The organism is Ferruginibacter sp., assembly GCF_049840995.1.
Taxonomy (GTDB): Bacteria; Bacteroidota; Bacteroidia; order Chitinophagales; family Chitinophagaceae; genus Ferruginibacter.
This window is the reverse complement of the sequence record NZ_JASGIP010000003.1, coordinates 658,118-681,183: the sequence shown is the minus strand read 5'-3', so window position 1 is coordinate 681,183 and position 23,066 is coordinate 658,118. Positions and strand designations below refer to the sequence as shown.

The 23,066-nt window shown below is 41.8% G+C and carries 19 protein-coding genes; all 19 read left to right on the top strand.

Annotated features, from left to right (window positions below):
- Window positions 1-2: 2 nt before the first annotated feature.
- Complete coding sequence (locus QM738_RS04535; RefSeq protein ID WP_462275484.1) at window positions 3-2,348, top strand: GumC family protein; 2,346 nt, start codon at window positions 3-5, stop codon at window positions 2,346-2,348.
- Window positions 2,349-2,562: 214 nt separating this feature from the next.
- Window positions 2,563-3,093, top strand: coding sequence for a transcription termination/antitermination NusG family protein (locus tag QM738_RS04530; protein ID WP_462275483.1), 531 nt, complete (start codon window positions 2,563-2,565; stop codon window positions 3,091-3,093).
- Entirely contained in the window at window positions 3,090-4,037 is a 948-nt protein-coding gene (fcl, locus tag QM738_RS04525) for a GDP-L-fucose synthase (protein WP_462275482.1), read from the top strand. The genes QM738_RS04530 and fcl overlap by 4 nt, the downstream gene beginning before the upstream one ends.
- A gap of 23 nt (window positions 4,038-4,060) precedes the next feature.
- On the top strand, window positions 4,061-5,140 hold the full coding sequence (gmd, locus tag QM738_RS04520) for a GDP-mannose 4,6-dehydratase (protein ID WP_462275481.1): 1,080 nt from the start codon (window positions 4,061-4,063) through the stop codon (window positions 5,138-5,140).
- 50 nt (window positions 5,141-5,190) lie between these two features.
- Entirely contained in the window at window positions 5,191-6,672 is a 1,482-nt protein-coding gene (locus QM738_RS04515) for a lipopolysaccharide biosynthesis protein (RefSeq protein WP_462275480.1), read from the top strand.
- Window positions 6,673-6,683: 11 nt separating this feature from the next.
- On the top strand, window positions 6,684-7,547 hold the full coding sequence (locus tag QM738_RS04510) for a hypothetical protein (protein ID WP_462275479.1): 864 nt from the start codon (window positions 6,684-6,686) through the stop codon (window positions 7,545-7,547).
- 56 nt (window positions 7,548-7,603) lie between these two features.
- A complete protein-coding gene (locus QM738_RS04505; protein ID WP_462276698.1) occupies window positions 7,604-8,842 on the top strand; it encodes a glycosyltransferase in 1,239 nt (412 codons plus the stop codon).
- A gap of 31 nt (window positions 8,843-8,873) precedes the next feature.
- Window positions 8,874-10,193 (top strand): hypothetical protein, encoded by a 1,320-nt coding sequence (locus QM738_RS04500; RefSeq protein ID WP_462275478.1) that lies wholly within the window; start codon window positions 8,874-8,876, stop codon window positions 10,191-10,193.
- A gap of 48 nt (window positions 10,194-10,241) precedes the next feature.
- Window positions 10,242-11,567, top strand: coding sequence for a glycosyltransferase (locus tag QM738_RS04495; RefSeq protein ID WP_462275477.1), 1,326 nt, complete (start codon window positions 10,242-10,244; stop codon window positions 11,565-11,567).
- 86 nt (window positions 11,568-11,653) lie between these two features.
- Entirely contained in the window at window positions 11,654-12,628 is a 975-nt protein-coding gene (locus QM738_RS04490; RefSeq protein WP_462275476.1) for an NAD-dependent epimerase/dehydratase family protein, read from the top strand.
- A 13-nt stretch (window positions 12,629-12,641) separates the two neighbouring features.
- Window positions 12,642-13,490 carry a glycosyltransferase family protein gene (locus QM738_RS04485; protein WP_462275475.1) on the top strand — a complete coding sequence of 283 codons (849 nt, stop codon included), beginning with the start codon at window positions 12,642-12,644 and terminating at the stop codon, window positions 13,488-13,490.
- The gene (locus tag QM738_RS04480) at window positions 13,480-13,755 is read left to right on the top strand and encodes a glycosyltransferase (RefSeq protein WP_462275474.1); all 276 of its coding nucleotides are present in this window, start codon (window positions 13,480-13,482) and stop codon (window positions 13,753-13,755) included. The genes QM738_RS04485 and QM738_RS04480 overlap by 11 nt, the downstream gene beginning before the upstream one ends.
- A 153-nt stretch (window positions 13,756-13,908) precedes the next feature.
- Window positions 13,909-14,415 carry a DapH/DapD/GlmU-related protein gene (locus tag QM738_RS04475; protein WP_462275473.1) on the top strand — a complete coding sequence of 169 codons (507 nt, stop codon included), beginning with the start codon at window positions 13,909-13,911 and terminating at the stop codon, window positions 14,413-14,415.
- 133 nt (window positions 14,416-14,548) lie between these two features.
- Window positions 14,549-15,619 carry a glycosyltransferase family 4 protein gene (locus QM738_RS04470; protein WP_462275472.1) on the top strand — a complete coding sequence of 357 codons (1,071 nt, stop codon included), beginning with the start codon at window positions 14,549-14,551 and terminating at the stop codon, window positions 15,617-15,619.
- Window positions 15,620-15,671: 52 nt separating this feature from the next.
- Window positions 15,672-16,409, top strand: coding sequence for a PHP domain-containing protein (locus QM738_RS04465; RefSeq protein WP_462275471.1), 738 nt, complete (start codon window positions 15,672-15,674; stop codon window positions 16,407-16,409).
- Between the two features lie 97 nt (window positions 16,410-16,506).
- Window positions 16,507-18,894 carry an aminotransferase class I/II-fold pyridoxal phosphate-dependent enzyme gene (locus QM738_RS04460; protein WP_462275470.1) on the top strand — a complete coding sequence of 796 codons (2,388 nt, stop codon included), beginning with the start codon at window positions 16,507-16,509 and terminating at the stop codon, window positions 18,892-18,894.
- A gap of 55 nt (window positions 18,895-18,949) precedes the next feature.
- A complete protein-coding gene (locus tag QM738_RS04455; RefSeq protein ID WP_462275469.1) occupies window positions 18,950-21,106 on the top strand; it encodes a bi-domain-containing oxidoreductase in 2,157 nt (718 codons plus the stop codon).
- Window positions 21,099-22,277: a pectate lyase gene (locus QM738_RS04450; protein ID WP_462275468.1), complete on the top strand. Its 1,179-nt coding sequence runs from the start codon at window positions 21,099-21,101 to the stop codon at window positions 22,275-22,277. Before QM738_RS04455 ends, QM738_RS04450 begins: the two co-directional genes overlap by 8 nt.
- Window positions 22,264-23,019: a WecB/TagA/CpsF family glycosyltransferase gene (locus tag QM738_RS04445; RefSeq protein WP_462275467.1), complete on the top strand. Its 756-nt coding sequence runs from the start codon at window positions 22,264-22,266 to the stop codon at window positions 23,017-23,019. The genes QM738_RS04450 and QM738_RS04445 overlap by 14 nt, the downstream gene beginning before the upstream one ends.
- Window positions 23,020-23,066: the final 47 nt, after the last annotated feature.

The following is a 23,066-nucleotide window of genomic DNA, read 5'->3' as shown; positions in this document are numbered from 1 at the left end:
AAATGTTACAGGTGGAAAACAATAATAACAAGTACGTAGAAAAGGAAGAGCAGGACTCTAATATGGGTCAGCAGCTGATATCAAAGTTTGTACCTTATTGGCCGCTATTGATCCTGTTTGTGTTGCTGGCATTGTCAGGCGCTTATGTGTACCTGCGCTATGTAACGCCGATGTACGAAGCCGGGGCGAAGATCATTATCAAAGGCGCTAAAGGAGCAGAACCTACCAAGAGCGATGCGATGCAGTCCATGATGATCATTGCAGCGAATAAAGAAGTGGAGAACGAGATCGAAGTGCTTACTTCAAGAGCGATGATGGAAAATGTGGTAAAGCAACTTTCTTTATACGCACCCGTATCGCAGATGGGCCAGGTTAAAAAAGGAGATGCTTACCTGGTATCGCCGATAACCATTGAACTGCGCAACCCGGATTCTTTGATAGAAGTAGAAAAAGTTGATTTTACTTATGATAAGAACACCCAGACCGTAACACTGGAAAATAAAGACCGGTATAAAGTAGGGGAGTATGTAAATACAGCTTATGGCGTATTAAGGTTTATGCCCAATAAATATTACAGGCCGTTCCTGGAATCAAAAAGGCAGTTATCATTTGCGCTGCAGGACCCAAGAGAAGTGGCAGTGGGATATTTAAGAGGGTTGAAAGTTACAGGTGGACAGCAATCAGCATTGGTAGATCTTACTTTCAGGGATGCATTGCCACAAAGAGCGGTGGATATTTTAAACTCACTGATCTCGATCTATGAAGAGAAATCGGTGGATGAAAAAAAAGTATTATCCCGCAATACGCTGGCCTTCATCAACGAGAATATGGCGATCCTGAAAAAAGATATTGATTCAATTGAACAAAATATCAAGGTGTTCAGGGCGAATAATGACGCGGTGAATATCAGTGGCCAGGGACAGGAATGGTTGACCCAGGTAGCTTCAACCGGTCAGGAAGCCGGAAAAGTGAGCAATAAACTGGCCGTGCTTAACCAGGTGGAAAAATCGGTGAACAGCAGATCGGGTGATGATGCAATAATGCCATCGGTATTGGGAGTAGAGGATCCGGCACTTTCAGGATTGATGGATAAATATTACTCCGCCAAACTGGAATATGATAAACTGAGCAAAACAGTAGGTGCGGCTAACCCGATCTTACTGGCCAAGGGTGAGGAGCTGAAGAAAATGAAACCGGCGATACTGGATAATATCCATAATCAAAAACTGAACCTGGAAGTAACACAGAGTAGTTTGTATTCGCAGATGGGAACGGCAAAAGCTAAATTAAATTCCGTTCCGGGTAAAGAAAAAGCGTTGCTGGAAATAAGCCGCGAATACCAGACCAAGAATGACCAGTATACCAGCCTGGCGGTGAAAAAGCAGGAAGCGGAACTGACCATTACTTCGGTGGAATCGAGCAGCAGAACAGTAGATACGGCGCTGGCCAACAAACAGCCGGTGAGCCCTAAAAAGAAAATGATCTATATGATGGCGCTGGCAGCAGCTTGTGGCTTGTTTGCAGGTACCATTATTTTAAAAGATGTTTTTACCGGTAAAGTAAAATACAGGGCAGAAATTGAGAAGATGACCTCTTTACCGATCATTGGTGAAATAGCGTTTGAAAAAACGAAGAGCCCGATCGTGATTGAAAAAGGCACCAGGAGTTTTGTTGCAGAAGAGTTCAGGAAATTAAGGATCTCCCTGTCTTTCCTGGGTATTGACAATGCACATAAAAAACTGTTGCTTACATCAAGCATCTCCGGCGAAGGAAAAAGCTTTATTGCAGCTAATCTTGCGGTAAGCCTTTCGCTGACGGGTAAAAAAGTAGTGCTGGTGGATCTTGATCTGAATAATCCTACATTGTCCAAGATGTTCAACGTGGATTATGAAGATGGTTCTACCGAGTATTTGACAGGCGAAAAAACTGCGGCAGAAATAATCAACAAGCTGGATTCGTACGAGAACCTGCACTTTATTTCAGCGGGCAGTTTGCCGGAAAACCCAACAGAATTGCTGGCCAACGGCAGGGTAAAATCCCTGATCGATTACCTGGAAAGCAACTATGATATGGTGGTGATCGATACTTCTCCGGCTGTACTGGTAACAGATGCTTACATCTTATCCGGTATGTGCGATGCTACTTTGTACGTGGTAAGACATGATTACACGCCAAAGATGCTGATCAGGAGAATTGATGAAAACAACCAGATCAACCCTATACACAATCCCGCCATTGTGTTCAACGGTGTAAAAACCAGGGGTGTTTTCAAAAACAATTATGGCTACGGTTATGATTATGTTTATGGAAACAAAGACAGAGGCGGAAAAACAAAAAAAGCATCCTGATAAAAACTTTAAATATTAAAACTCTAAATCCAATAGCAATGAAAAATAACCAAACTAACTCGATCATAATTTACTGTGACTGAGATAGGCGAAGCCCTGCTTCATTATCAATTGAGCTCCATATCCATTTAATAACTGACTGTTCCAAATATCTGACTAACTATCCTCTCCATTATCCGATTAACTGCACATTTCTAATTTTTAAAAAATGGTTATGCAGAAAAATTGGTACGTTCTTTACACAAGACCGCAATGCGAAAAGAAGGTTGCAACCTTGCTGGCAAAGAAAAAAGTAGAAAATTTTATTCCTCTGGTTAGTGCAGAAGCACAGAAATCATGGAGGCACAGGTCCTCTTTCAGGCCCTTATTTAAATCCTACGTGTTCATCCACGCTACGGAACAGGACGCAACCTTATTGGCTCATGCCGATGGCGTTATCAACCTGTTGCACTGGTTGGGTAAACCGGCTGTTATTAACGAGACAGAAATCAATGCTATACGTGAGTTTACAGACGATTACCAAAACATCGACCTGGAGAAACTTGCAGTGAACAGTAATGTTATTGAACGCAACATTTACCGCTCTTCTTACGAGATGGATGGTAATATCCTTGCTGTAAAGAACAAAACAATAAAGATCAACCTTCCGTCGTTAGGTTATGCAATGATCGCTAAACTTAAGGAAGACAGTATCTTTGTTAAGGAACGTTCAATGTTACAAAACTATTCATTCGCTCAGTCATGATGAATTTGGGAGACAAGATCTACGTTGCTGGTCACAGGGGACTGGTAGGATCAGCAATTGTAAGGGTACTGAAGGCAAAAGGTTTTACCAACCTGGTGTACAGGAGTTCGAAAGAACTGGACCTGCGCAGCCAGGAACAGGTAGCGGCCTTTTTTGAACAGGAAAAACCGAAATACGTTTTTCTTGCGGCAGCAAAGGTGGGCGGCATTGTAGCCAATAACACTTACAGGGCCGACTTTTTGTACGATAACCTGATGATCGTTTCGAATATTGTACACGCTGCCTATAACAACCAGGTAACCAAACTGCTTTTTTTAGGAAGTTCGTGTATCTATCCTAAAATGGCGCCTCAGCCCATTAAGGAAGAATATCTTTTAACAGGACCGCTGGAGTATACCAACGAACCTTATGCCATTGCAAAAATTGCGGGCATTAAACTCTGCGAAAGTTTCCGTGATCAGTATGGTGCGAATTATATCAGCGTAATGCCCACCAACCTGTATGGCATCAATGATAATTATCATCCGGAGAATTCGCATGTACTTCCCGCCCTTATCAGGAGATTTCATGAGGCAAAGACGAACGGGCTGGACAAGGTAACGATATGGGGTACCGGAAATCCCAAGAGGGAATTTTTATTTGCAGATGACCTGGCTGAAGCCTGCCTGTTCTTAATGAACACCTACAATGAAAAAGAAATTGTGAATATCGGCTGCGGTGAGGATATCAGCATTAAAGAGCTGGCAGCAGCAGTGAAAGAGGTAACCGGCTTTGATGGCGAACTGGCATTTGATACCACAAGACCCGACGGCACACCACGCAAACTACTCGATGTATCCAGGATACATGCATTAGGATGGCATCATACCACCACATTACAGAAAGGACTTGAAATAGCTTACCAGGATTTTTTAACCAAACAAGAATTACCTTCGTTAGCCTGAGGGCAAATTCCAAAAAAATTACAATGAAGACTGCTTTAATTACTGGTGTAACCGGACAAGATGGTGCTTACCTGGCCGAATTTCTTTTAGACAAAGGTTACACAGTACACGGGATAAAAAGACGTTCGTCGCTGATCAATACCGACCGTATCGATCACCTTTACCAGGACAGGCATGATGCCAAGCTGCGTTTTATGATGCACTATGGCGACCTGACCGACAGCACGAACCTTATCCGCATCATTCAGGAAACCCAACCAGATGAAATATATAACCTGGCCGCAATGAGCCATGTAAAAGTAAGTTTTGATACACCGGAATATACTGCCAATGCAGACGGTATCGGAACCTTACGATTGATGGAAGCGTTGCGCATTTTAGGTATGGAAAAAAAGACCCGTATCTACCAGGCTTCTACCTCCGAACTGTACGGTTTGGTACAGGAAGTGCCACAAAAAGAAACTACCCCGTTTTATCCAAGAAGTCCTTATGCCGTTGCAAAATTGTATGCGTACTGGATAGTTGTTAACTACCGTGAGGCTTATGGCATGTACGCATGCAATGGTATTTTGTTTAACCACGAAAGTCCGCTACGCGGCGAAACCTTTGTAACCCGCAAGATTACAATGGCGGTTGCCGCTATAGCTACCGGTACACAAAACGCATTGTACCTGGGTAACATGGATGCACAGAGAGACTGGGGCCATGCCAAGGATTATGTGGAAGCCATGTGGATGATATTACAGCAGGAAAAACCAGAAGATTTTGTGATCGCCACCGGTGTTACCACCAGCGTAAGGGAATTTGTGAAGATGGCATTTGGCGAAGTGGGTATTGAACTGAACTTTACCGGCGAGAATGAAAATGAAAAAGCTACTGTAGCTGCCTGCAATAATCCCGAGTACCAGTTACCGTTAGGTAAAGTGGTGGTGGCAGTTGACCCTGCGTATTACCGCCCTACCGAAGTGGACCTGTTGATCGGTGATGCTTCAAAAGCAAAGGCAAAACTGGGCTGGAAGCCTAAGTATGACCTTGCAGGACTGGTAAAGGAAATGGTGGCAAATGATGTGCATAAGGCCAAAGCCAACAAAAAGCTGAAGTAATTCCTGTAATGGGTTGAATAAATTTTATTACAAGAAAAATACCTTTACAATTGCAACCTCAAGGCACAGAAAACTTAAAATCAAAAGCGTTATCTGGCTCTATCTGGTCGCTGATTGAAACCTTTTCCACCCAGATCGTTCAGTTTATAGTAGGTGTGATACTGGCCAGGATACTGGGCCCTAAAGATTACGGATTAATTGCACTGACCGGGATATTTACAGCAGTATCCATGGCCATTACCGATGCAGGATTTGAGAAAACGCTGGTGCAGAAGAAGGACCTGACATCGATACAGACTACCACTATCTTTTATATCAATATTCTGCTGGGGCTATTTATAACATTGGTGTTTGTATTGTTAGCCCCGTTCATAGCAACTTTTTTTAACGAGCCAAAATTAACAACCGTCTTACAGGTTGTTTCCACAGGAATTTTAATCACTGCATTTGGCCAGACTCAGCAGGCTCTTTTGATCAAAGAGCTGCAGTTAAAAAAAATATCCTACTCTAAGATTGCCAGTTCACTTGTAAGCGCTGTTGTAGGGCTTGTATTAGCTTACAACGGGTTTGGTGTTTGGGCATTGGTTTTTTCGGGGTTATCGTACCAGGTAGTGAATGTGTTGTTTTTCTGGATACAGGCAACATGGTACCCGCAATTAAAATTTTCGTATGCTTCTGTAAAAGCAATGATACCTTATGGGATGAATATACTGGCCAGCAGTATCTTCTTCTTCCTGAACCAGCAGTTCAACAATTTTATTGTAGGAAAATATTATACTAAAGAACAACTGGGTTTATTCAACAGGGGCAATAAATTTCCCGACCTGATAGTGAGCGTGATACAAAGTGTGGTGCTGAAAATGACGCTGCCGCTTTTTGCCAAACTACAGGATGAACCCGAAAGGCTGAGAGAAGCGGTAAAAAAAACCGATAAAGTAATAGCATTTGTAAGCTTTCCGCTGCTGATATTATTACTGGTAAAGGCCGAAGATGTAACGATCTTTTTATTTACAGAAAAATGGAGAGGGTCGATCATATTCCTGCAATTGTTTTGTGTAGTAAAATTGTTTGAGCCTTTTATCACCGTGCAGCGGGAACTGTTGCTGTCGCAGGGCAAGGCCAAATTGCTGCTGAAAATATTTGTAGTAACCTCGCTGGCAGAAATGGCACTGATCTTTGCCGTGATCCGGTTTGACATAATTTATGTGGTACTGGCGTCGTTAATAAGCCGTGCAGGCCAATACCTCACTTACCTCATCCTCGCTTCCAAACGGCTGAACGCTAACTGGCTGGATGAAATGAAATGGTTAAGGCCCTATATTTTTATTACAGCTGTAATGAGCGGAGTGGTATTACTGGCCGATTATGCTTTGCATTTATCCGGCATCCATATTCCCCTGTTTGTAAAACTGGCTGTTGAATTAGGTTTAGGAGTGGCATCGTATGCCTTTCTTGCCTATAAATTTAAAATAGATGAAGTGTCATTGGTAAATGCGGCGATAGAAATGGTGCTGAAAAAATTTAAAAAATAACTGATCCCGGTATGTCGTTTAAAAAGTTTTTGTATTCGAGGTTCTATGCTGCAGTATGCAAAATAAACCCGGCCAGGTTTTGTAAAATAAAAAATGATAACAGGCCGGTATCGCCTTATAAACTGGTTTTCTTTTGCGGCAGAACCGGTACAGAATATTTGAATGCATCACTGGCTTCGGTATATAAAAGCTGGGACACTATTCCCGAAGTGATCATTACTACCGACGGAACACCGGCTGATGTGATACAGCAAAAGCTGATGAAGTGGCCGCAAAAAGTAGAGATACTGACCTGGGATTTTTGCGCTACTGCTTTAAAAGAAAATGGCAGGGGCGACCTGTATGAATATGCAGCCAAAGATGTGTGGGGTAAAAAACTGGTGGGTATTTGTTACTGCGCCGGAAAATTTCCGATACTGTATTCTGATACGGATATCTTATGGTTCAGATCGCCGGTGCTGGAAGACCTTACCGGTAAAACAATGGTAAAGATGTGCGTGGATGTGGATCATAATTACAGCCAGCCTTTGCTTGAAGCCATGCACCAGACAGATATGCTGAAGATAGCGCCACTAAATGCCGGTTTGATCTATGCCGGTGGCGATTTTTCAAAATTCCCGCAGTGGAATGAGCTGTGTAAGTATTTATCCGAAAAGCCCGACCACAGAACAGAACAAACTTCTTTTGCTATTTTAAATAATTACCTGAACCAGGGTAATTCATTTGCAACAGAAGAAATATTCATCCAGGTGGATGATATGTACAGCTTTAAATACACTAAAAAATACAAACCCAATATCTGGGCAAGGCATTATGTGAATTTAAAGGGCACCAGTTTCTGGCGTGATTTTATTTACCTGTTAATGGGCAGGTAAACAATTAATAAACAACCTCTGCTAACCAATTAAAATACTGTGCTGAGTTTTTGAAGATGACAAAAGTGGTGCAAATACAATTTTCGATGGAGTCGGGAGCACGCTCTGCATTAAGATTGCAGAACGCTTTTGTCAAAAATGATATTGCATCAAAGATCGTGTCGCTGCAGCAAGGCGCCAATGTGCCCAATGTTACTTACCTGGGTAAAAAGGCAAGACTGGTTTCCCGCTTGGACGAAAAACTGCAACTGCGGCGTTTAAAAAATACCAAAAAAGAATTCGGTTTATTTTCTTATCCCATACTGGGCACCGATATTTCGCAACTGCCCGAACTGCAGGAAGCAGATGTGATCTACATTCACTGGGTGTGGAATGGTTTTTTGAATTTTACATCGCTGGATAAAATTGCGGCGTTGAATAAACCAGTGGTGATCGTGATGCATGATATGTGGAATATTTCCGGAGGCTGTCACTATAGCTTTACCTGCGATAAATATATTTCGGGTTGCCATAACTGCCAGGTGTTCACTACCGGTAAAGAAAACGATCTTTCGGCAAAAGGATTTAAAAAGAAACTCAAACTATACTCGAAGTACAACAACCTTTATTTTGTATCGCCCAGTAAATGGCTGTACAATTGTGCAAAGGAAGCGCTGCTTACCAAAAACAAGCCTGTATTTTATATACCCAATGCTTTGGATAATACTTTGTTCAAACCTTTTGATAAAGCCACTGCAAAGCAGATACTGAATATCGATCCCAACGAAAAAGTGATCGCATTCGGCGCCACTTCGGTAAACAATCCTTACAAAGGCTGGCCTTATCTTTTAAAGGCGCTGGAAATATTCAAGCAGGATGCTGCCGCTTCAGAAAATGTATCGGTATTGATATTTGGCAGCGGGCATAGTAAACAAATTGCAGACAGCATTCCCTTTAAGGCAAAGTTCATGGGCTTTTTGGGCGATGAATACTCCACCATGCTGGTGTATAATGCAGCGGATGTTTTTATTGTTCCTTCCATGGCCGATAACCAGCCTACTACTGTGCAGGAAAGTTTGTGTTGCGGTACGCCGGTGGTTGGTTTTAATGTGGGTGGTATACCCGATATGATTGCACATAAAGAGAACGGGTACCTGGCGAATTACAAGGATGCAGAAGATATTTCGAATGGCATTAAGTACTGCCTTCAAAGTAACATGAAAGGATACATGCTGCCGGATTTTTATCCTGCAGTAACGATCAATAAACACAAGGAATTATTCAATTACATAAAACAAAATGCAGCCGTGCAGTAATGCAGGCAGCTTTCGGTAAACCTACAGGAAATTGAGCATACAGGTAAATATGAACAGGGCCATGTTGTACAGGCAACGGAAAATGAACGTTTCTGTAAGCAGGCAATTTGAAGAACTGACGCTTTCTAAAAAGAAACAGAAAAGCATCAACCTGTTCTTTTGGGGATTGTTGTTAAACTGTCTCAGTTACCTTACTGCGATTACCAGCAACCCGGTGTTTAGTCCGCCGGTGTGCCAGGGTTTCCAGGCAATAGCATTGGCAATGGTCATCTCATCGAGCATCGACCTGATGAAATTCAAGTTTGATGATAAATACCTCGAGTCGATCTTTCCCATATTCATATTCTATTGTGTAGGCATCATATTCCGCGACCCCGGCATGGATTATAATACGTGGAAAAGGGTGTTGTTCGATCCGGGTTATGGTATGATGGGTTACCTGGTGCCATTGGTAATATTGTTCCCGAGGAATCTCTATTTATACAAGCGGGTATTTTACATGCTCATGATATTCGGGGCATTGTTTATTGTGTACGTGATCGCTTATTATGATGTGGTACACAACCCCAGCTGGACCGATCAGTTGGCCCTTGCCTATACAGAGAATTTCTTTGGTGTATTGTCTTTTCCGACAGGGTTTATACTATTAACGTTCGTGTACCATAAGAAAAAAGTGAACCGCTATATACTGGCGCTTTTTATATTCACTTTATATCTTCTCATTTTCCGGGCAAGGCGGGGTGCTATGTTACTGAGTTTAACAACCCTTGCTGCAACAGGAATGATGTACCTGATCTATACCAAGCAAAGAGGATTACTGATCGCATTGTCTGTTTTCTTTGCCATGTTGAGTACCGTATCTGTATCCAACATCAAACTGCCGGGCATGTTCGACTTCTTAATGTCGAGGGGCGATGAAGATACCCGTACCGGTATGGAAGTGTACATGAAGGCGGATATGAATACCACCGAATGGTTATTCGGGAAAGGCATCAACGGAAAATATTATTGCCCGGTTTTGATAGATCCTATGGACCTGTCGGGCAAAAGAGATATTATAGAAACGGGCTACCTGCAAATGGCATTGAAGGGCGGTTATATCTACCTGGGGTTATACCTGGCGATACTGATTCCCGCATTGTACAGGGGGTTCTTTAAATCGAAGAACATGCTGGCGAAGGGGGCGGCCATGCATATATTGCTTTCGTTGGTATACATTTATCCCACCATTGTAGAAGGGTTCGGTTTTTTCTACCTTATACTCTGGATGTCAGCGGGAATCTGCTATTCCAAAAAGATTAGAAATATGTCTGATATCACAATAAAGACATATCTGCAACGTTTAAAGTAACCACCTAATTTCTGAAACCCAAATGTTAATCAATTTGAAAATAAGCTAATGTCTTTACCAAAGGTTTTAATCATTGGCCAACCTTTTACCAATAACAGCGGCGGCGGCATTACACAGTCAAATCTTTTTGGCGGATGGGATAAAGATAAAATAGCAGTGGTTTGCACCAGTCATATGTTTAATAATTTAAACACGGACCTGTGCGACACCTATTATCTTTTAGGTAATGAAGAATACAAATGGGTTTTCCCGTTGAATTTAATACAGCGCAGTACGGCGTCCGGTGGTGTTAAGCTGGATGCAGGTAAAGCCAACACGGTATCATCCACACCCTTGGGCAATATCAAAGTGCCGCTGAGGGCGAGGTTAATAAATAATTATTTCTACCCGTTCCTGGAATATGCAGGGTTGTATCACTGCATTTCTAAAATCGTATTATCGGATAAGTTTCGTAAATGGCTGGACGAATATAATGCTGATACGATCTATGCGCAGGCTTCCTCGAGGGAGACTGTTTTGTTTTGCATAGCGGTGCAGGAATACACTAAAAAGCCGATGGTGTTTCACATGATGGATGACTGGCCGTCGACCATCAGTGAGAAAGGGCCCTTTAAAAAATTCTGGCGCAACAATATTGATAAGCACTTCAGGCGCTTGCAGGAAAGGAGTACTGTTTTGCTGAGCATCAGTGATTTTATGGCGCAGGAATACAAACGCCGGTATGGTGGCAAAGATTGGGTCACCTTTCATAACCCGATAGATGTTGGGTTCTGGAAAAGCCACCAACGTAATAATTATCAATTGAACGGGTCGCCTGCATTGTTATATGCAGGCAGGATCGGTTTAGGTATAACGGCATCGCTGGAAACCATTGCAAAAGCAATTGACCAGATGAACAGCCGGCAGGAAAAACAACTGCAGTTTGTGTTACAGACAGAACAGTTGCCGGAGTGGGTAAGCAATTATAAATGCGTAAAGCATAAATCAATGGTGCCGTATAAAGAGTTGCCAAAGGTTTTTGCAGAAGCCGACCTGCTGATACTGCCGTATGATTTTTCGGATGAATCGATCAAGTTCATTCGTTATTCAATGCCTACAAAGGCTCCGGAGTATATGATGAGTGGTACACCGATCATTGTGTATGCACCGGAAGTAACCGCCATTGTAAAAGATGCGGAAAAGAACGGATGGGCCAAGCTGGTTACCGAACATAATGTGGAAGAATTGTCGAAAGCAATAGAGCAGTTGTTTACCAGCGAAGCGGAAAGAAAAGCCATTGCAGCTAATGCGATCGCCATTGCAGAAACAAAGTTCAATGCAGTAACAGTGCGCAACAGGTTCAGGGATATCATTGCATCGATGGTGCAAAGATGAACCACAGAATAAAAGAAACAAACCTTTAAATAGTAATGAACAGCCGGGGGCTGTAAAAAACGTAAACTTTATTTTAAAACTAGATTATGAAAAAGAAAAATGTTTTAGTATGCGGCGCCGGTGGTTTTATTGGCAGCCATTTAGTCAGGAAATTAAAAGAAGAAGGATGCTGGGTTCGTGGTGTGGATCTGAAGCACCCGGAATTCTCTCCAACAGCCGCAGATGAATTTATCATTGGCGATCTTACCGATCCGGGTCTTTGCAAACTGGTAGTACAGGGAGGCATAGACGAAATATACCAGCTGGCTGCAGACATGGGTGGTGCAGGCTATATTTTTACCGGCGATAATGATGCCAATGTAATGCATAATTCTGCTACCATTAATCTTAATATCCTGGATGCGATGCACAAGATCGGTGTGAAAAGAGTTTTCTATTCATCATCTGCCTGTATGTATCCTGAACATAACCAGCTGGATCCTGATAATCCAAAATGCAGCGAAGAGTCAGCATACCCTGCTAACCCTGATAGTGAATACGGATGGGAGAAATTATTCAGCGAACGTTTATACCTGGCATACCAGCGTAACCATGGTATTGAAGCCCGTGTGGCAAGGTTCCACAATATTTTTGGACCAGAAGGTACCTGGAGAGGCGGTAAAGAAAAATCTCCTGCAGCATTGTGCCGTAAAGTGGCCGAAGCACAGGATGGTGGCAGCATTGAAGTATGGGGCGACGGTAAACAAACCCGTTCATTCCTGTACATTGACGAATGCGTGGAAGGTATTTTAAAATTAACCCGTTCAGATTTCAGCGGCCCGGTGAATGTTGGTTCCGATGAAATGATCTCTATCAATAACCTGGCTGCAATGGTGGCTGAAATTTCTGGTAAAAAGATCAGCATCAATAATATCCCTGGTCCTTTAGGTGTAAGGGGAAGGAATTCTGATAACAAACTGATCAAAGAAAAATTAGACTGGGCACCATCAGTACCATTGAAAGTAGGTATTACCAAAACATACAACTGGATATCAGAACAGGTTAAGAAAGCCGCAAAATAAAAGCAACAGCACAATGAATGTATTGGTAGTGGATTCGGTGGATTTTCCTTTTGGCGGTGCACATAGTGTGCATGTTACTTTATTTATGAAGGGCCTGAAGGAAAACGGCGAAAACGCATTTTTGGTAATTCCTTACGGTAAAAAAAGAGAAGCGCTGTCGAAAACCAAAAACAAGTATGGTCATTTTGATGGTGTGCCGTATTATTTTGTTGGAGAAAGCAAGCCCATGAGTAAGGGGCTGCGCTTTATTGACAATTTTATGGCCGTGATCAAAACGACAGGGCTTATACGCAAAAGGAATAAAAAGAAAAAAGTAGACGCAGTTATCATCGGTGGTATAGTGGATATTTTGAGAGATGCACCGGTAATTCTTACCTGCTTCTTCAGAAGGATACCACTGTATTTCTGGCTGGTGGAAAAAGCATCTTTGAATGAAGATCATCGCGGCTTTACCGGTTACCTGAATTACAAGAGCCAGCAATTATCCGAATGGCTTTTTCCAAAGTTTGCTTCAGGCCTTATAGTGATCTCTAAAAACCTGAAAACGTTTTATAGTAAATCACTGCCGGAAAATAAGATACTGATCAACCCGATACTGGTTTCTGATCATAGTTTCAAAACTGTGGAACAATCATTTGAAGCTGTGAAACAAAAGCTGGAAGCCAAGTTCAAAGGAAAGCGCATGCTGGTGTACAGCGGCACGTTTGGCGAAAAGGATGGTCTTTTTTATTTGGTGGAAGCATTTGCGGAGATCGTAAAAAAATATCCTGACACTGTTTTTGTAATGACGGGTAAAGGCTTTGGCGATGACCTGATGAACAAGAATCAAGAACCATATCAAGAAATTTGGTGTGGAAGATAAAGTGGATATGGTGGGCTTTGTAAATGCAGATGAACTGCTGTGGTATAATTCCAATGCCAATGCTTTATTCGTTTGCAGAAGCAATAGCCCTTATGCCAATCATGGTTTTCCATGGAAGCTGGGTGAGTATTGCATGACGGGCAAGCCCATTATTGCAACAGATGTAACAGATATCAAAGATTATTTTGTGGATGGCGAATCACTTTTTATAGTTGAGCCTAACAACCCGATGGCGATAGCAAAAAAGAATCGAATACATTTTTGAGCACTACGAAGAAGCATTGCAGATAGGCGCCAGGAGTAAAGAAGTAGCGAGGAAGAAATTTAATTATGTAGAGAAGGCAACCGAGGTGGCAGATTTTATAAGGGCAACAAAAAGAAAAAAATAGTTTTCACTAACCAGGAAACAAATAATGGAATGAATTTTATTTCTTTCATATTCCAGGATTGGAAAGCTAACAGCGGCAATACTAAAGGAAGGCTGGTGTTATTTTGTTTCCGGATAGCGAATGGATGTTCCAAAAGAAGCTATTTAAAATACATTGGTATTCTTTACCTGGTGTGGTACCGGTTTTTTGTGGAATGGATCATGGGTATTGAATTGCCGTGGAATTTAAAGGCCGGAAAAAATCTAAGGCTGTTTCATGGCCAGGCATTGGTGATCAATAATAATTCGGTGATCGGTGAAAACTGTGTTTTCAGGCACAGCACCACACTGGGTAATTCGAGTGCCACATCTGGCTGCCCGGTGATTGAAGATAATGTGGATGTGGGCGCCAACGTGGTGATCATTGGCGGCATTGTAGTAGGAAGGAATACCACTATTGGTGCAGGCAGCGTGATCACGAAAAGCATTCCGCCCAATTCTATTGTGGTGGGTAACCCTGCAAGGGTGATACGCACAAAAGAAGAAGACAAGGTCTGACGCCCCGTCTGACCTTGTGGAAACGGATGTTTGTGAAGAGTGTGTAGTATGAGGAGAGAAAGACCAGGCGCAGGCGCCAGGTAAGACACGGTCAGACGAGGGCGTCAGACCGTGTACAAAAAAGAACAACAGCATGAAAATATTATTTGGTATACATGGTGTAACGCATACTGAAATTGCACAATCGGAAATAAAAGAATTTCAGCAACTGGGTGTTGAAACAGCAGTGTGTACTTATGGCAACTGGGGTTCGGCAAGCGGGCTGGTCGGCAGCATGAAGCTGGTGATCAAAAATGCCCGGGAACTAAAAAGAAAAGCGGCAGAGCAGGGAAGCGATATGGTGTACCTGAATACGGGCCTGGATTTTAAAACACTGGTAAGGGATTCCATCACCCTCTTTATTTTAAGAAGGTACAGGAAAGACCTTAAGATAGTGCTGAAGATACATGGATCACAAAGCAGGTTCATTTTTTCGAAAACCAACCTGCTGAATAAATACGTTTTTAACAAGGCAAGCCAGTTGCTGGTATTGTCGAAAGAAGAACGGCAGAATTTTTTATCCATTGGCTTACCTGGAAATAAAGTGCAGGTAACCGCCAACGTTATAGACAAGCGTTTGTATAAAGCAGATCCGGACTTTAAACAAAAGGCCGGAATTGCAGCACCAACCACTTTGTTGCTATTTGTAGGCCGCTTTATGTCTGAAAAAGGTATTTTAGATTTAATAGAGGCCTGTAAATTAATGAAGGAAAAGAGCGGTAATTTTAAACTGGTTTGCCTGGGTAACGGGCCACTGTTTGATGAAGCGGCAAAGAAAGTGAGCGAGTACGGTTTAAAAGAGTACGTGGAACTGAAAGGGCATATTCCCGAAGGAGAAGCAACGAATTATTATGCTAATTGCGATATACTGGTGTTGCCTACTTACCACGAAGAGGGTTTCCCGATGGCGGTGTTCCAGGCGGTGGGTGCAGGTAAACCGGTGATCACAACACAGATAAGGGGAGCGGCAGATCACATGGTGGAATACGAGAACTGTTTGTGGGTGGAGGCAAAGAACCCGACACAAATAAGCAGGCAGGTGATGAATCTTGTAAATGACAAGCCTTTACAGGAAAAAATGGGACGGAATAATTTAATTCTGGCAGAGCAATTCAGGGCAAAAAAAATTGTGGCGAACCTGCTGGAATGTTTTAAACTTATATAAACTGCTGATTCACGGCGGCAGTTTGAAAGAATACCTTCTGAAACAAACACTGATGAAAAAGAAATTGACATTCAATTTTCATGTGCACACCTCTTATTCAGAAGATGGCTATAATACCTTTAGCCAGTTATATAAGCATGCCCAAAAAAATCATATCGATGTGTTGGCGATAACCGATCACGACACAATTGATGGCGCGGTTGACCTTGCAAAATGGATCAAAGCAAAGAACAAAAAAGAATTACAGATCATTGCGGGTGAAGAAGTGACCTGTGCAGATGGTACGCATATCATTGGCTTATTTTTAAAGAACAATATCATAGGCAAAGCAGCCGGTAAAGCGCCGATAGATGTGGTAAAAGAAATAAAAGCACAGGGCGCTTTCGTTTATTTCCCACATCCAGACAGGAAAGATGGCATCTTAAATTCTGAAGGGTTTGAAAAGGTGTTGCCCTTCGGTGATTTTTACGAATATTTCAATGCCAAGATCAATAATGATTTTAATGAGAGCGCTGTCAGCAAACTGGCGGCCTATACGCATTTAAAACCATTGGGTGGCAGCGATGCCCATTACAATTATGATATAAGAAAATGCAAATGCACGTTGCTGGAAGAAGGCGATTCTTTTTCAAACACTGCAGGCATACCAGCAATCGGGACAGATAAAAATCGAAGGAGTGAAGAAATGGGGTTCCAACAATTACCTGCCCGGTTATTACAAAGTAAAAAACAAGTTGCAATTGCCCGGTTTTGTAAAGGCGGCTGCAAAAAAAATATTTCCTTATTATAAAAATTATAAAGACAAAAAACAGGCCGTGGTATTTGATACCATACTGGATACAATGAAGAATTGATGCCCTTGTTTTTTGCTGCATAAAAAAAGTACGATGGTAATTTCAAAAAATAGTAAGATCAACCTGCTTTTTAAAGCCTATGGATTATGGCTTTTTAAAAAGAAGCTGGCGCACACGCAACATGATTCCGTGGAGAAGTTCAAAGAATTTCAATTGAAGGAAGTGCGTAAAACTTTGATCGCTGCCAAAAATGTGCCTTACTATAAAGCGTTGTTTGCTGAAATTAATTTTAACCCGGAAACGGATTTCAAACAATTGTCCGACCTGGAAAAGATCCCGGTGCTGACGAAGGATATCATCCGCAAGGAATATAAAAACCTGATCAACCCGAATTATAAAGGCATCGCTATTGAATATGCCACCAGCGGCTCTACCGGACAGCCGCAGAAAATGCTGCTGACACCTTATATGGTGGCGATGGATAAAGCGATGATCTTCCGTCATCATAGCTGGAGCACTAATAAAAGCAGGCCCACTATTTTTTCTTTAAGAAGCTATGTATTGAAAGATGCTAACGCACCTTTGTTCAAATACAATTCGGTAGAAAAGACCTATTATTTTTCTGCATACAATTTAAATCACGATAACGCGGCTTATTATATCCAGGAATTGATAAAGATCAACCCTGATATTTTAAGAGGCTACCCTTCTTCCATCAATTTTTTGTGTGATTACTTAACTGCAGCTGATGTTGCAAAGCTCACCAACTTAAAAGGTATCTATACTTCTTCTGAAACACTGAGTGATGAGGAAAGAACCAAGATAGAAGGTTTGTTTGGCAAACGATTGTTTAACTGGTATGGGATGACAGAGCCGGCGATCATCATCAAAGAAGGACCGGATCATGATGGTATGCACTTGTGCCTGGAGTATGGTTATCCTGAATTTGGTGATACAGAAACCGGCAACATAAAAAAACTGATCACTACATCTTTCTATAATTCTGTAATGCCATTCATCCGTTACGATACGGGTGACCTGGTTGAAGTGGACAGTTCACTGAAACAAAATGCCGATATCCAATTACCGAAAGTAAGAACGGTACTGGGAAGAAAAGATGATTTCATTGTTGGATTGAATGGCGGTAAACTGCCATCAATCAACTTTTATACTTTATTCAGGGAGTTTGCCAAAATAAAAGCTTTCCAGATAGTACAATATTCAACACTCGAAGTCTTGGTATTGATACGCACGATTGAAAGTTTAAGTATAGATGAAATGGCTTCATTGAAAAAAGGAATGGAACTGAGGGTTGGCCCTGGTATCCCTATTTCTATTGAGGAAAGAGAAAAATTCTTTACCAATGCCGACGGTAAAACACTGGTGATCGTAAAGAAACCGGGCAGCTATAAACTGGCCAGTTACGATGCATACTCTTTATCTACACAAAAAGCCTGGGATAATTTCAGAAAAGATACTGTGTCTTATAAATTAGACTGGAATGAGGCGGATGAAGTAGCTAACCAGGATGTGCTGGATTATATACAGGGTTTATACAAAAAAGATAATTTCCTGAAATGGTACCCGGAAGCAGACCATAAAATGTTGCTGGAAAAATTAAGAACCTTTAATGGTTTGGATTCCACCAATAAATTATTGCTGGCGCATGGTTCGGATAATGCATTGCGTATGATACTGCAGGTGTTCACACACCAGAGCAAGTGCATGGTACTGTTGCCCACTTACGACAATTTCAGGGCGCAGGCGGAATCATTTGGTAATAATGTGATCGGTATACCGGTGGCTGATTCTTCTGATGCCAGCATTGATAATATCATCAGCGAGATCGTAAAGATCCAGCCACGATTAGTGTACATCACCAATCCAAACAACCCGATCGGTTACCAGATTGAAAGTGATGGACTGAAGAAAATCCTGGCAGCAGCCAAATCCATCAGTTCTTTGGTGATCGTTGACGAAGCATACTACGAATTTTCGAGAGAGAGTGCTTTGCCTTTGATGAAAGAATTCAATAACCTGCTGATCATCCGTACTTTTTCCAAAGCTTTTGGATTAGCGGGTATCCGTTTGGGTTACCTTATTGCCAATGAAGAGATCGTGGATGAGCTGAAGAAAGTGTACAATCCAAAGGATGTGACCATGCTGAGCGCTTCGGTGGGAGAATACATGCTGAATAATTTTGACAAGATAGATAAATATGTAGACGAAGTGAACAGCAATAAGGAAGTGTTTTACAAGTATTGTGAAGAACGTGGTATCAAGTACTATCCTTCCAAAGCCAACTTTGTTTCGTACGAAGTGGATAATGCCAAGAACTACATTGATTTTATGGCAGATAATAAAGTGTACCTGCGTGACAGGAAGAGCTATTTCAACGGCGAATTTGTAAGGGCTACTATCGGCGCTGCAGAATCGTTCAATGCTTTTTTAAATGCAGACAAAGCGTATCGTAATAAATAAAAAATAAGAATACAACGATTGAACCTTGCGGTAAAGAATTTTAAAACCAAACAAAATGCAACAGCTAATACAGAATTTTAAAACCGGTGAATTGTATGTTGATGAAGTGCCGATGCCTTCTATTTCGAGTGGAATGGTATTGGTGGAAAACGAATTTTCACTGATCAGTGCAGGTACTGAACGCGGTACTGTAAAAGTGGCCAAGGCCAGCCTGATCGGTAAAGCAAAGCAACGTCCTGACCTTGTAGCACAGGTGCTGCAGAATATTAAAAAGGAAGGTCTTGCAGCTACGATCAATAAAGTAAAAACAAAACTGGATTCTTTAAAAGCATTAGGTTACAGCACCGCTGGCGTTGTAGTGGCGTCAATGGATACCAATGGCGTTTTTAAAACCGGTGACCGTGTTGCCTGTGCAGGACAGGATTATGCATCGCATGCAGAAGTGGTGGCGATACCACAAAACCTGGTAACCAAGATACCTGATAATGTAAGTTCTGAAGAAGCATCATTCACCACATTGGGCGCTATTGCATTGCAGGGTGTGCGCCAGGCAGAGCCAAGACTGGGCGAAAGGGTTTGTGTGATCGGTTTGGGTTTGCTGGGACAGATCACCTGCCAGTTATTGAAAGCCAATGGCTGTGCTGTTTTTGGTATTGACCTGAATGCCGGTTTGGTAAAATTGGCCAATGAGAGTGGCGCTGCTGATAAAGCATTGAACAGGGGCGACTCAAATTTAGTGAGTGTGTGTAATGATTTTACCAATGGACAGGGTTTTGATTCTATCATTATAACAGCTGCTGCACCTTCCAACGATCCAATTGAATTGTCTGCAGAAATAACAAGGAAAAAAGGAAAGATAGTGGTAGTGGGTGCAGTTAAAATGGATATACCACGTGACCCTCATTTTTACAGGAAAGAATTAGACTTAAGAATGTCTTGTTCTTATGGTCCGGGCCGTTACGATGTGAATTACGAAGATAAAGGGCAGGATTATCCTTTTGCGTATGTAAGATGGACCGAGCAACGTAATATGGAAGCATTTCTTGATCTGCTGTCAAGAAAAGCGATCAACATCAAACCTTTGATCACACATACATTTGAAATTGGAGATGCAGAAAAGGCTTATGATATTGTATTGGGTAAAACACCCGAACCACATATCGGCATACTTTTAAAATATTCAGATAATAAAGCCAAAAGGCAAACTGTTGTTACTGTAAAGAATGATCCCATCAAAAAGATCAACGTTGGATTTATTGGAGCGGGAAGTTTTGCGCAGAGTTATTTAATACCCAATGCAAAAGCTTATGGTGCATCGCTGGATGGTGTGGTAACTTCAAAAGGGATCACTTCAAAAAATGTGGCAGATAAATTCAAATTCAATTTCTGCTCTGCCGAAGCGAACGATGTGTTGGGCAACAATAATATCAATACCATTTTTATTGCAACACCACATAATTCTCATGCGGAACTTGCAGGAAGATCGCTGGAAGCAGGCAAAGCGGTTTTTGTTGAGAAACCTTTGGCCATCAATATCGACCAACTGAATGAAGTGATCGCCTTAAGAGAAAAATTCAAACAGCCATTGATGGTGGGCTTTAACAGGCGTTTTGCTCCCATCAGCGTGGCTATTAAAAAAGAATTCGCCAGCGTATCAGAACCTATCGTGGTGAACATTCGTGTGAATGCCGGTTTGATACAAAAGGAACACTGGACACAGCAACCTGAAATTGGCGGCGGAAGAATTGTGGGAGAGGTTTGTCACTTTATAGACCTGATGCAATACTTTACCGGTGCGGAACCTGTGAATGTGTATGCAGCATCAGTAAATACTGCCAATGATAAAATTACACCGGAAGATAATATTGCGGTCGTGGTAAAATTCAGCAATGGCTCTGTGGGTAATCTTACTTACCTGGCCAATGGTGATAAATCAATGCCGAAAGAACTGATCGAAGTTTTTGGCGCCGGCAATATTGGTGTGATCAATGATTTCCGTGAAGGCACTTTCCACAAAGGCAATAAAGTAACCAAACTGAAATCATCCGGTAAAGGCCATAAAGAAGAAGTGGATGCATTTTTAAATGCCATTAATAACGGCAACGAAAGCCCGATCAGCTTCAGGTCTATCTGCCTTACCACTTTAACAACATTCAAGATACTGGATAGTTTATATACAGGTAATTCACAGGAAATAAGTTTAAATGTATAACACGATACTTGATTCATTTAACCGCCTGAAGAATTACTGCGAACAGGAAGAATATAAAGGGTACGATCCTTATGATGGGCTGAACAGCAAATTGCTGAATGCAATGCCTTCGTTCATTTCCAAGAACAGGATAGTGCGTTTGGCATGGATACAAACCTTTAAGCGTTCACCCATTAACATGCGTAAGATAACGGGTGTTAAAAAAGAATACAATCCTAAAGCATTGGGTTTGTTTCTTTCCAGTTATTGCAGTTTGTATGTAACCGATCCGCAGCAGGAGTATTTAGATAAGATCTATTTTTTTGCTGCAAGGTTACAGGAGTTGAAGAATACCAACTGGAGCGGTGCATGCTGGGGATATAATTTTGATTGGCAGGCAAGGGCATTTTTTCAGCCCAAGCACACGCCAACCGTGGTGGCTTCGGTTTTTATCGGCAGTGCTTTTTTAGATGCGTACGAAATAACCAAAGATGAAGCATTGCTGAAAACTGCAAGAAGCACCTGCGATTTTATTTTAAAGGATCTGAACAGGACAACTGATAGTGAAGGCAATTTTTCTTTTTCTTATTCACCATTGGATAAGAGCGTGGTGTTCAACGCATCATTGTTAGGTAGCAGGCTTTTGGCAAGGGTGTACAGTTTTACCGGCGAAAAGAAACTGATTGAAGAAGCAAAGAAGTCAGTAGAATTTTGTTGCAGGTACCAGCAAGAAGATGGATCATGGGGATATGGCACATTGCCTTTTCACCAGTGGATCGATAACTTCCACACAGGTTATAATTTAGAATGTATTGCCGACTATATGAAGTATTCAGGCGATCATGCTTATGAAAGTAATGTTGCAAAAGGTTTTGACTATTATATCAAAACATTTTTTACAACAGAAGGGATACCGAAATATTACAGCAACTCTGTTTACCCGATAGATGTACATGCCCCCGCACAAATGGTGATAACGGTGGCAAAACTGGGAAAATTCAAAGAGCAAAAAGCGGTAACAGATAAAGTGCTGGGCTGGACAATAAAAAATATGCAGTCGAGCAAAGGATATTTTTATTACCAGCAGAACAAATATTTTTCATCTAAAATTTCATATATGCGCTGGGCGCAGGCATGGATGTTTTATGCCTTAACTACTTACATAAAATCAGAAAAAAGTGAGCAGAATTAACATTTGTAATATTCCCGTTGATGCATACACGATGCAGGAAACAGTTGGACTGATCGACAAAGCCATTGCCGAGAACAGGGCCATTCATCACGTAGTGATCAATGCCGCTAAAGTGGTGAATGCGCAAAAGGATGAAGCGTTGCGGGAATCGATCGTAAGCTGCGATATCATTAATGCAGATGGCCAGGCCATTGTTTGGGCATCCCGTATTTTGAACCGCCCTTTACCGGAAAGGGTGGCGGGCATCGACCTGATGAGCAACCTGGTAAAGCTGGCACACGAAAAAAATTACCGCATCTTCTTTTTAGGCGCTAAGGAAAACGTGGTAAAGGATGTGGTGGATTATTATTCAAAAACTTATTCGCCGGATATAATTGCGGGTTACCGTAACGGTTACTTTAAAAAAGAAGAAGAACCTGATGTAGCCAGACAGATCGCTGATTCCAATGCAAAAATTCTTTTTGTGGCAATGAGCTCACCCAAAAAAGAGATCTTTTTAAATACATACAAACACCTGATACAAACACCTTTCATCATGGGTGTGGGCGGAAGTTTTGACGTGGTGTCGGGCCTTGTAAAAAGAGCGCCCTTGTGGATGCAGAAATGGGGACTGGAATGGTTTTACAGGGTATTGCAGGAACCCAAGCGGATGTGGAAACGCTATCTCTTTGGTAATTCCGAATTTATCTGGCTGGTGACAAAAGAAAAATGGAATCAGACTTTTAAACGAAATAAAAAGTAATTATAATACGTTATTTAAAGCAAAAAACCTTATCAAAACTTTACGGC

What these genes read in the sequence shown, in the direction of transcription:
- QM738_RS04535 (WP_462275484.1), top strand. Translation starts at nt 3, where the DNA reads ATGTTACAGGTGGAAAACAATAATAACAAGTACGTAGAAAAGGAAGAG.
- QM738_RS04530 (WP_462275483.1), top strand. Translation starts at nt 2,563, where the DNA reads ATGCAGAAAAATTGGTACGTTCTTTACACAAGACCGCAATGCGAAAAG.
- fcl (WP_462275482.1), top strand. Translation starts at nt 3,090, where the DNA reads ATGATGAATTTGGGAGACAAGATCTACGTTGCTGGTCACAGGGGACTG.
- gmd (WP_462275481.1), top strand. Translation starts at nt 4,061, where the DNA reads ATGAAGACTGCTTTAATTACTGGTGTAACCGGACAAGATGGTGCTTAC.
- QM738_RS04510 (WP_462275479.1), top strand. Translation starts at nt 6,684, where the DNA reads ATGTCGTTTAAAAAGTTTTTGTATTCGAGGTTCTATGCTGCAGTATGC.
- QM738_RS04505 (WP_462276698.1), top strand. Translation starts at nt 7,604, where the DNA reads ATGACAAAAGTGGTGCAAATACAATTTTCGATGGAGTCGGGAGCACGC.
- QM738_RS04495 (WP_462275477.1), top strand. Translation starts at nt 10,242, where the DNA reads ATGTCTTTACCAAAGGTTTTAATCATTGGCCAACCTTTTACCAATAAC.
- QM738_RS04490 (WP_462275476.1), top strand. Translation starts at nt 11,654, where the DNA reads ATGAAAAAGAAAAATGTTTTAGTATGCGGCGCCGGTGGTTTTATTGGC.
- QM738_RS04485 (WP_462275475.1), top strand. Translation starts at nt 12,642, where the DNA reads ATGAATGTATTGGTAGTGGATTCGGTGGATTTTCCTTTTGGCGGTGCA.
- QM738_RS04475 (WP_462275473.1), top strand. Translation starts at nt 13,909, where the DNA reads ATGAATTTTATTTCTTTCATATTCCAGGATTGGAAAGCTAACAGCGGC.
- QM738_RS04470 (WP_462275472.1), top strand. Translation starts at nt 14,549, where the DNA reads ATGAAAATATTATTTGGTATACATGGTGTAACGCATACTGAAATTGCA.
- QM738_RS04465 (WP_462275471.1), top strand. Translation starts at nt 15,672, where the DNA reads ATGAAAAAGAAATTGACATTCAATTTTCATGTGCACACCTCTTATTCA.
- QM738_RS04460 (WP_462275470.1), top strand. Translation starts at nt 16,507, where the DNA reads ATGGTAATTTCAAAAAATAGTAAGATCAACCTGCTTTTTAAAGCCTAT.
- QM738_RS04455 (WP_462275469.1), top strand. Translation starts at nt 18,950, where the DNA reads ATGCAACAGCTAATACAGAATTTTAAAACCGGTGAATTGTATGTTGAT.
- QM738_RS04450 (WP_462275468.1), top strand. Translation starts at nt 21,099, where the DNA reads ATGTATAACACGATACTTGATTCATTTAACCGCCTGAAGAATTACTGC.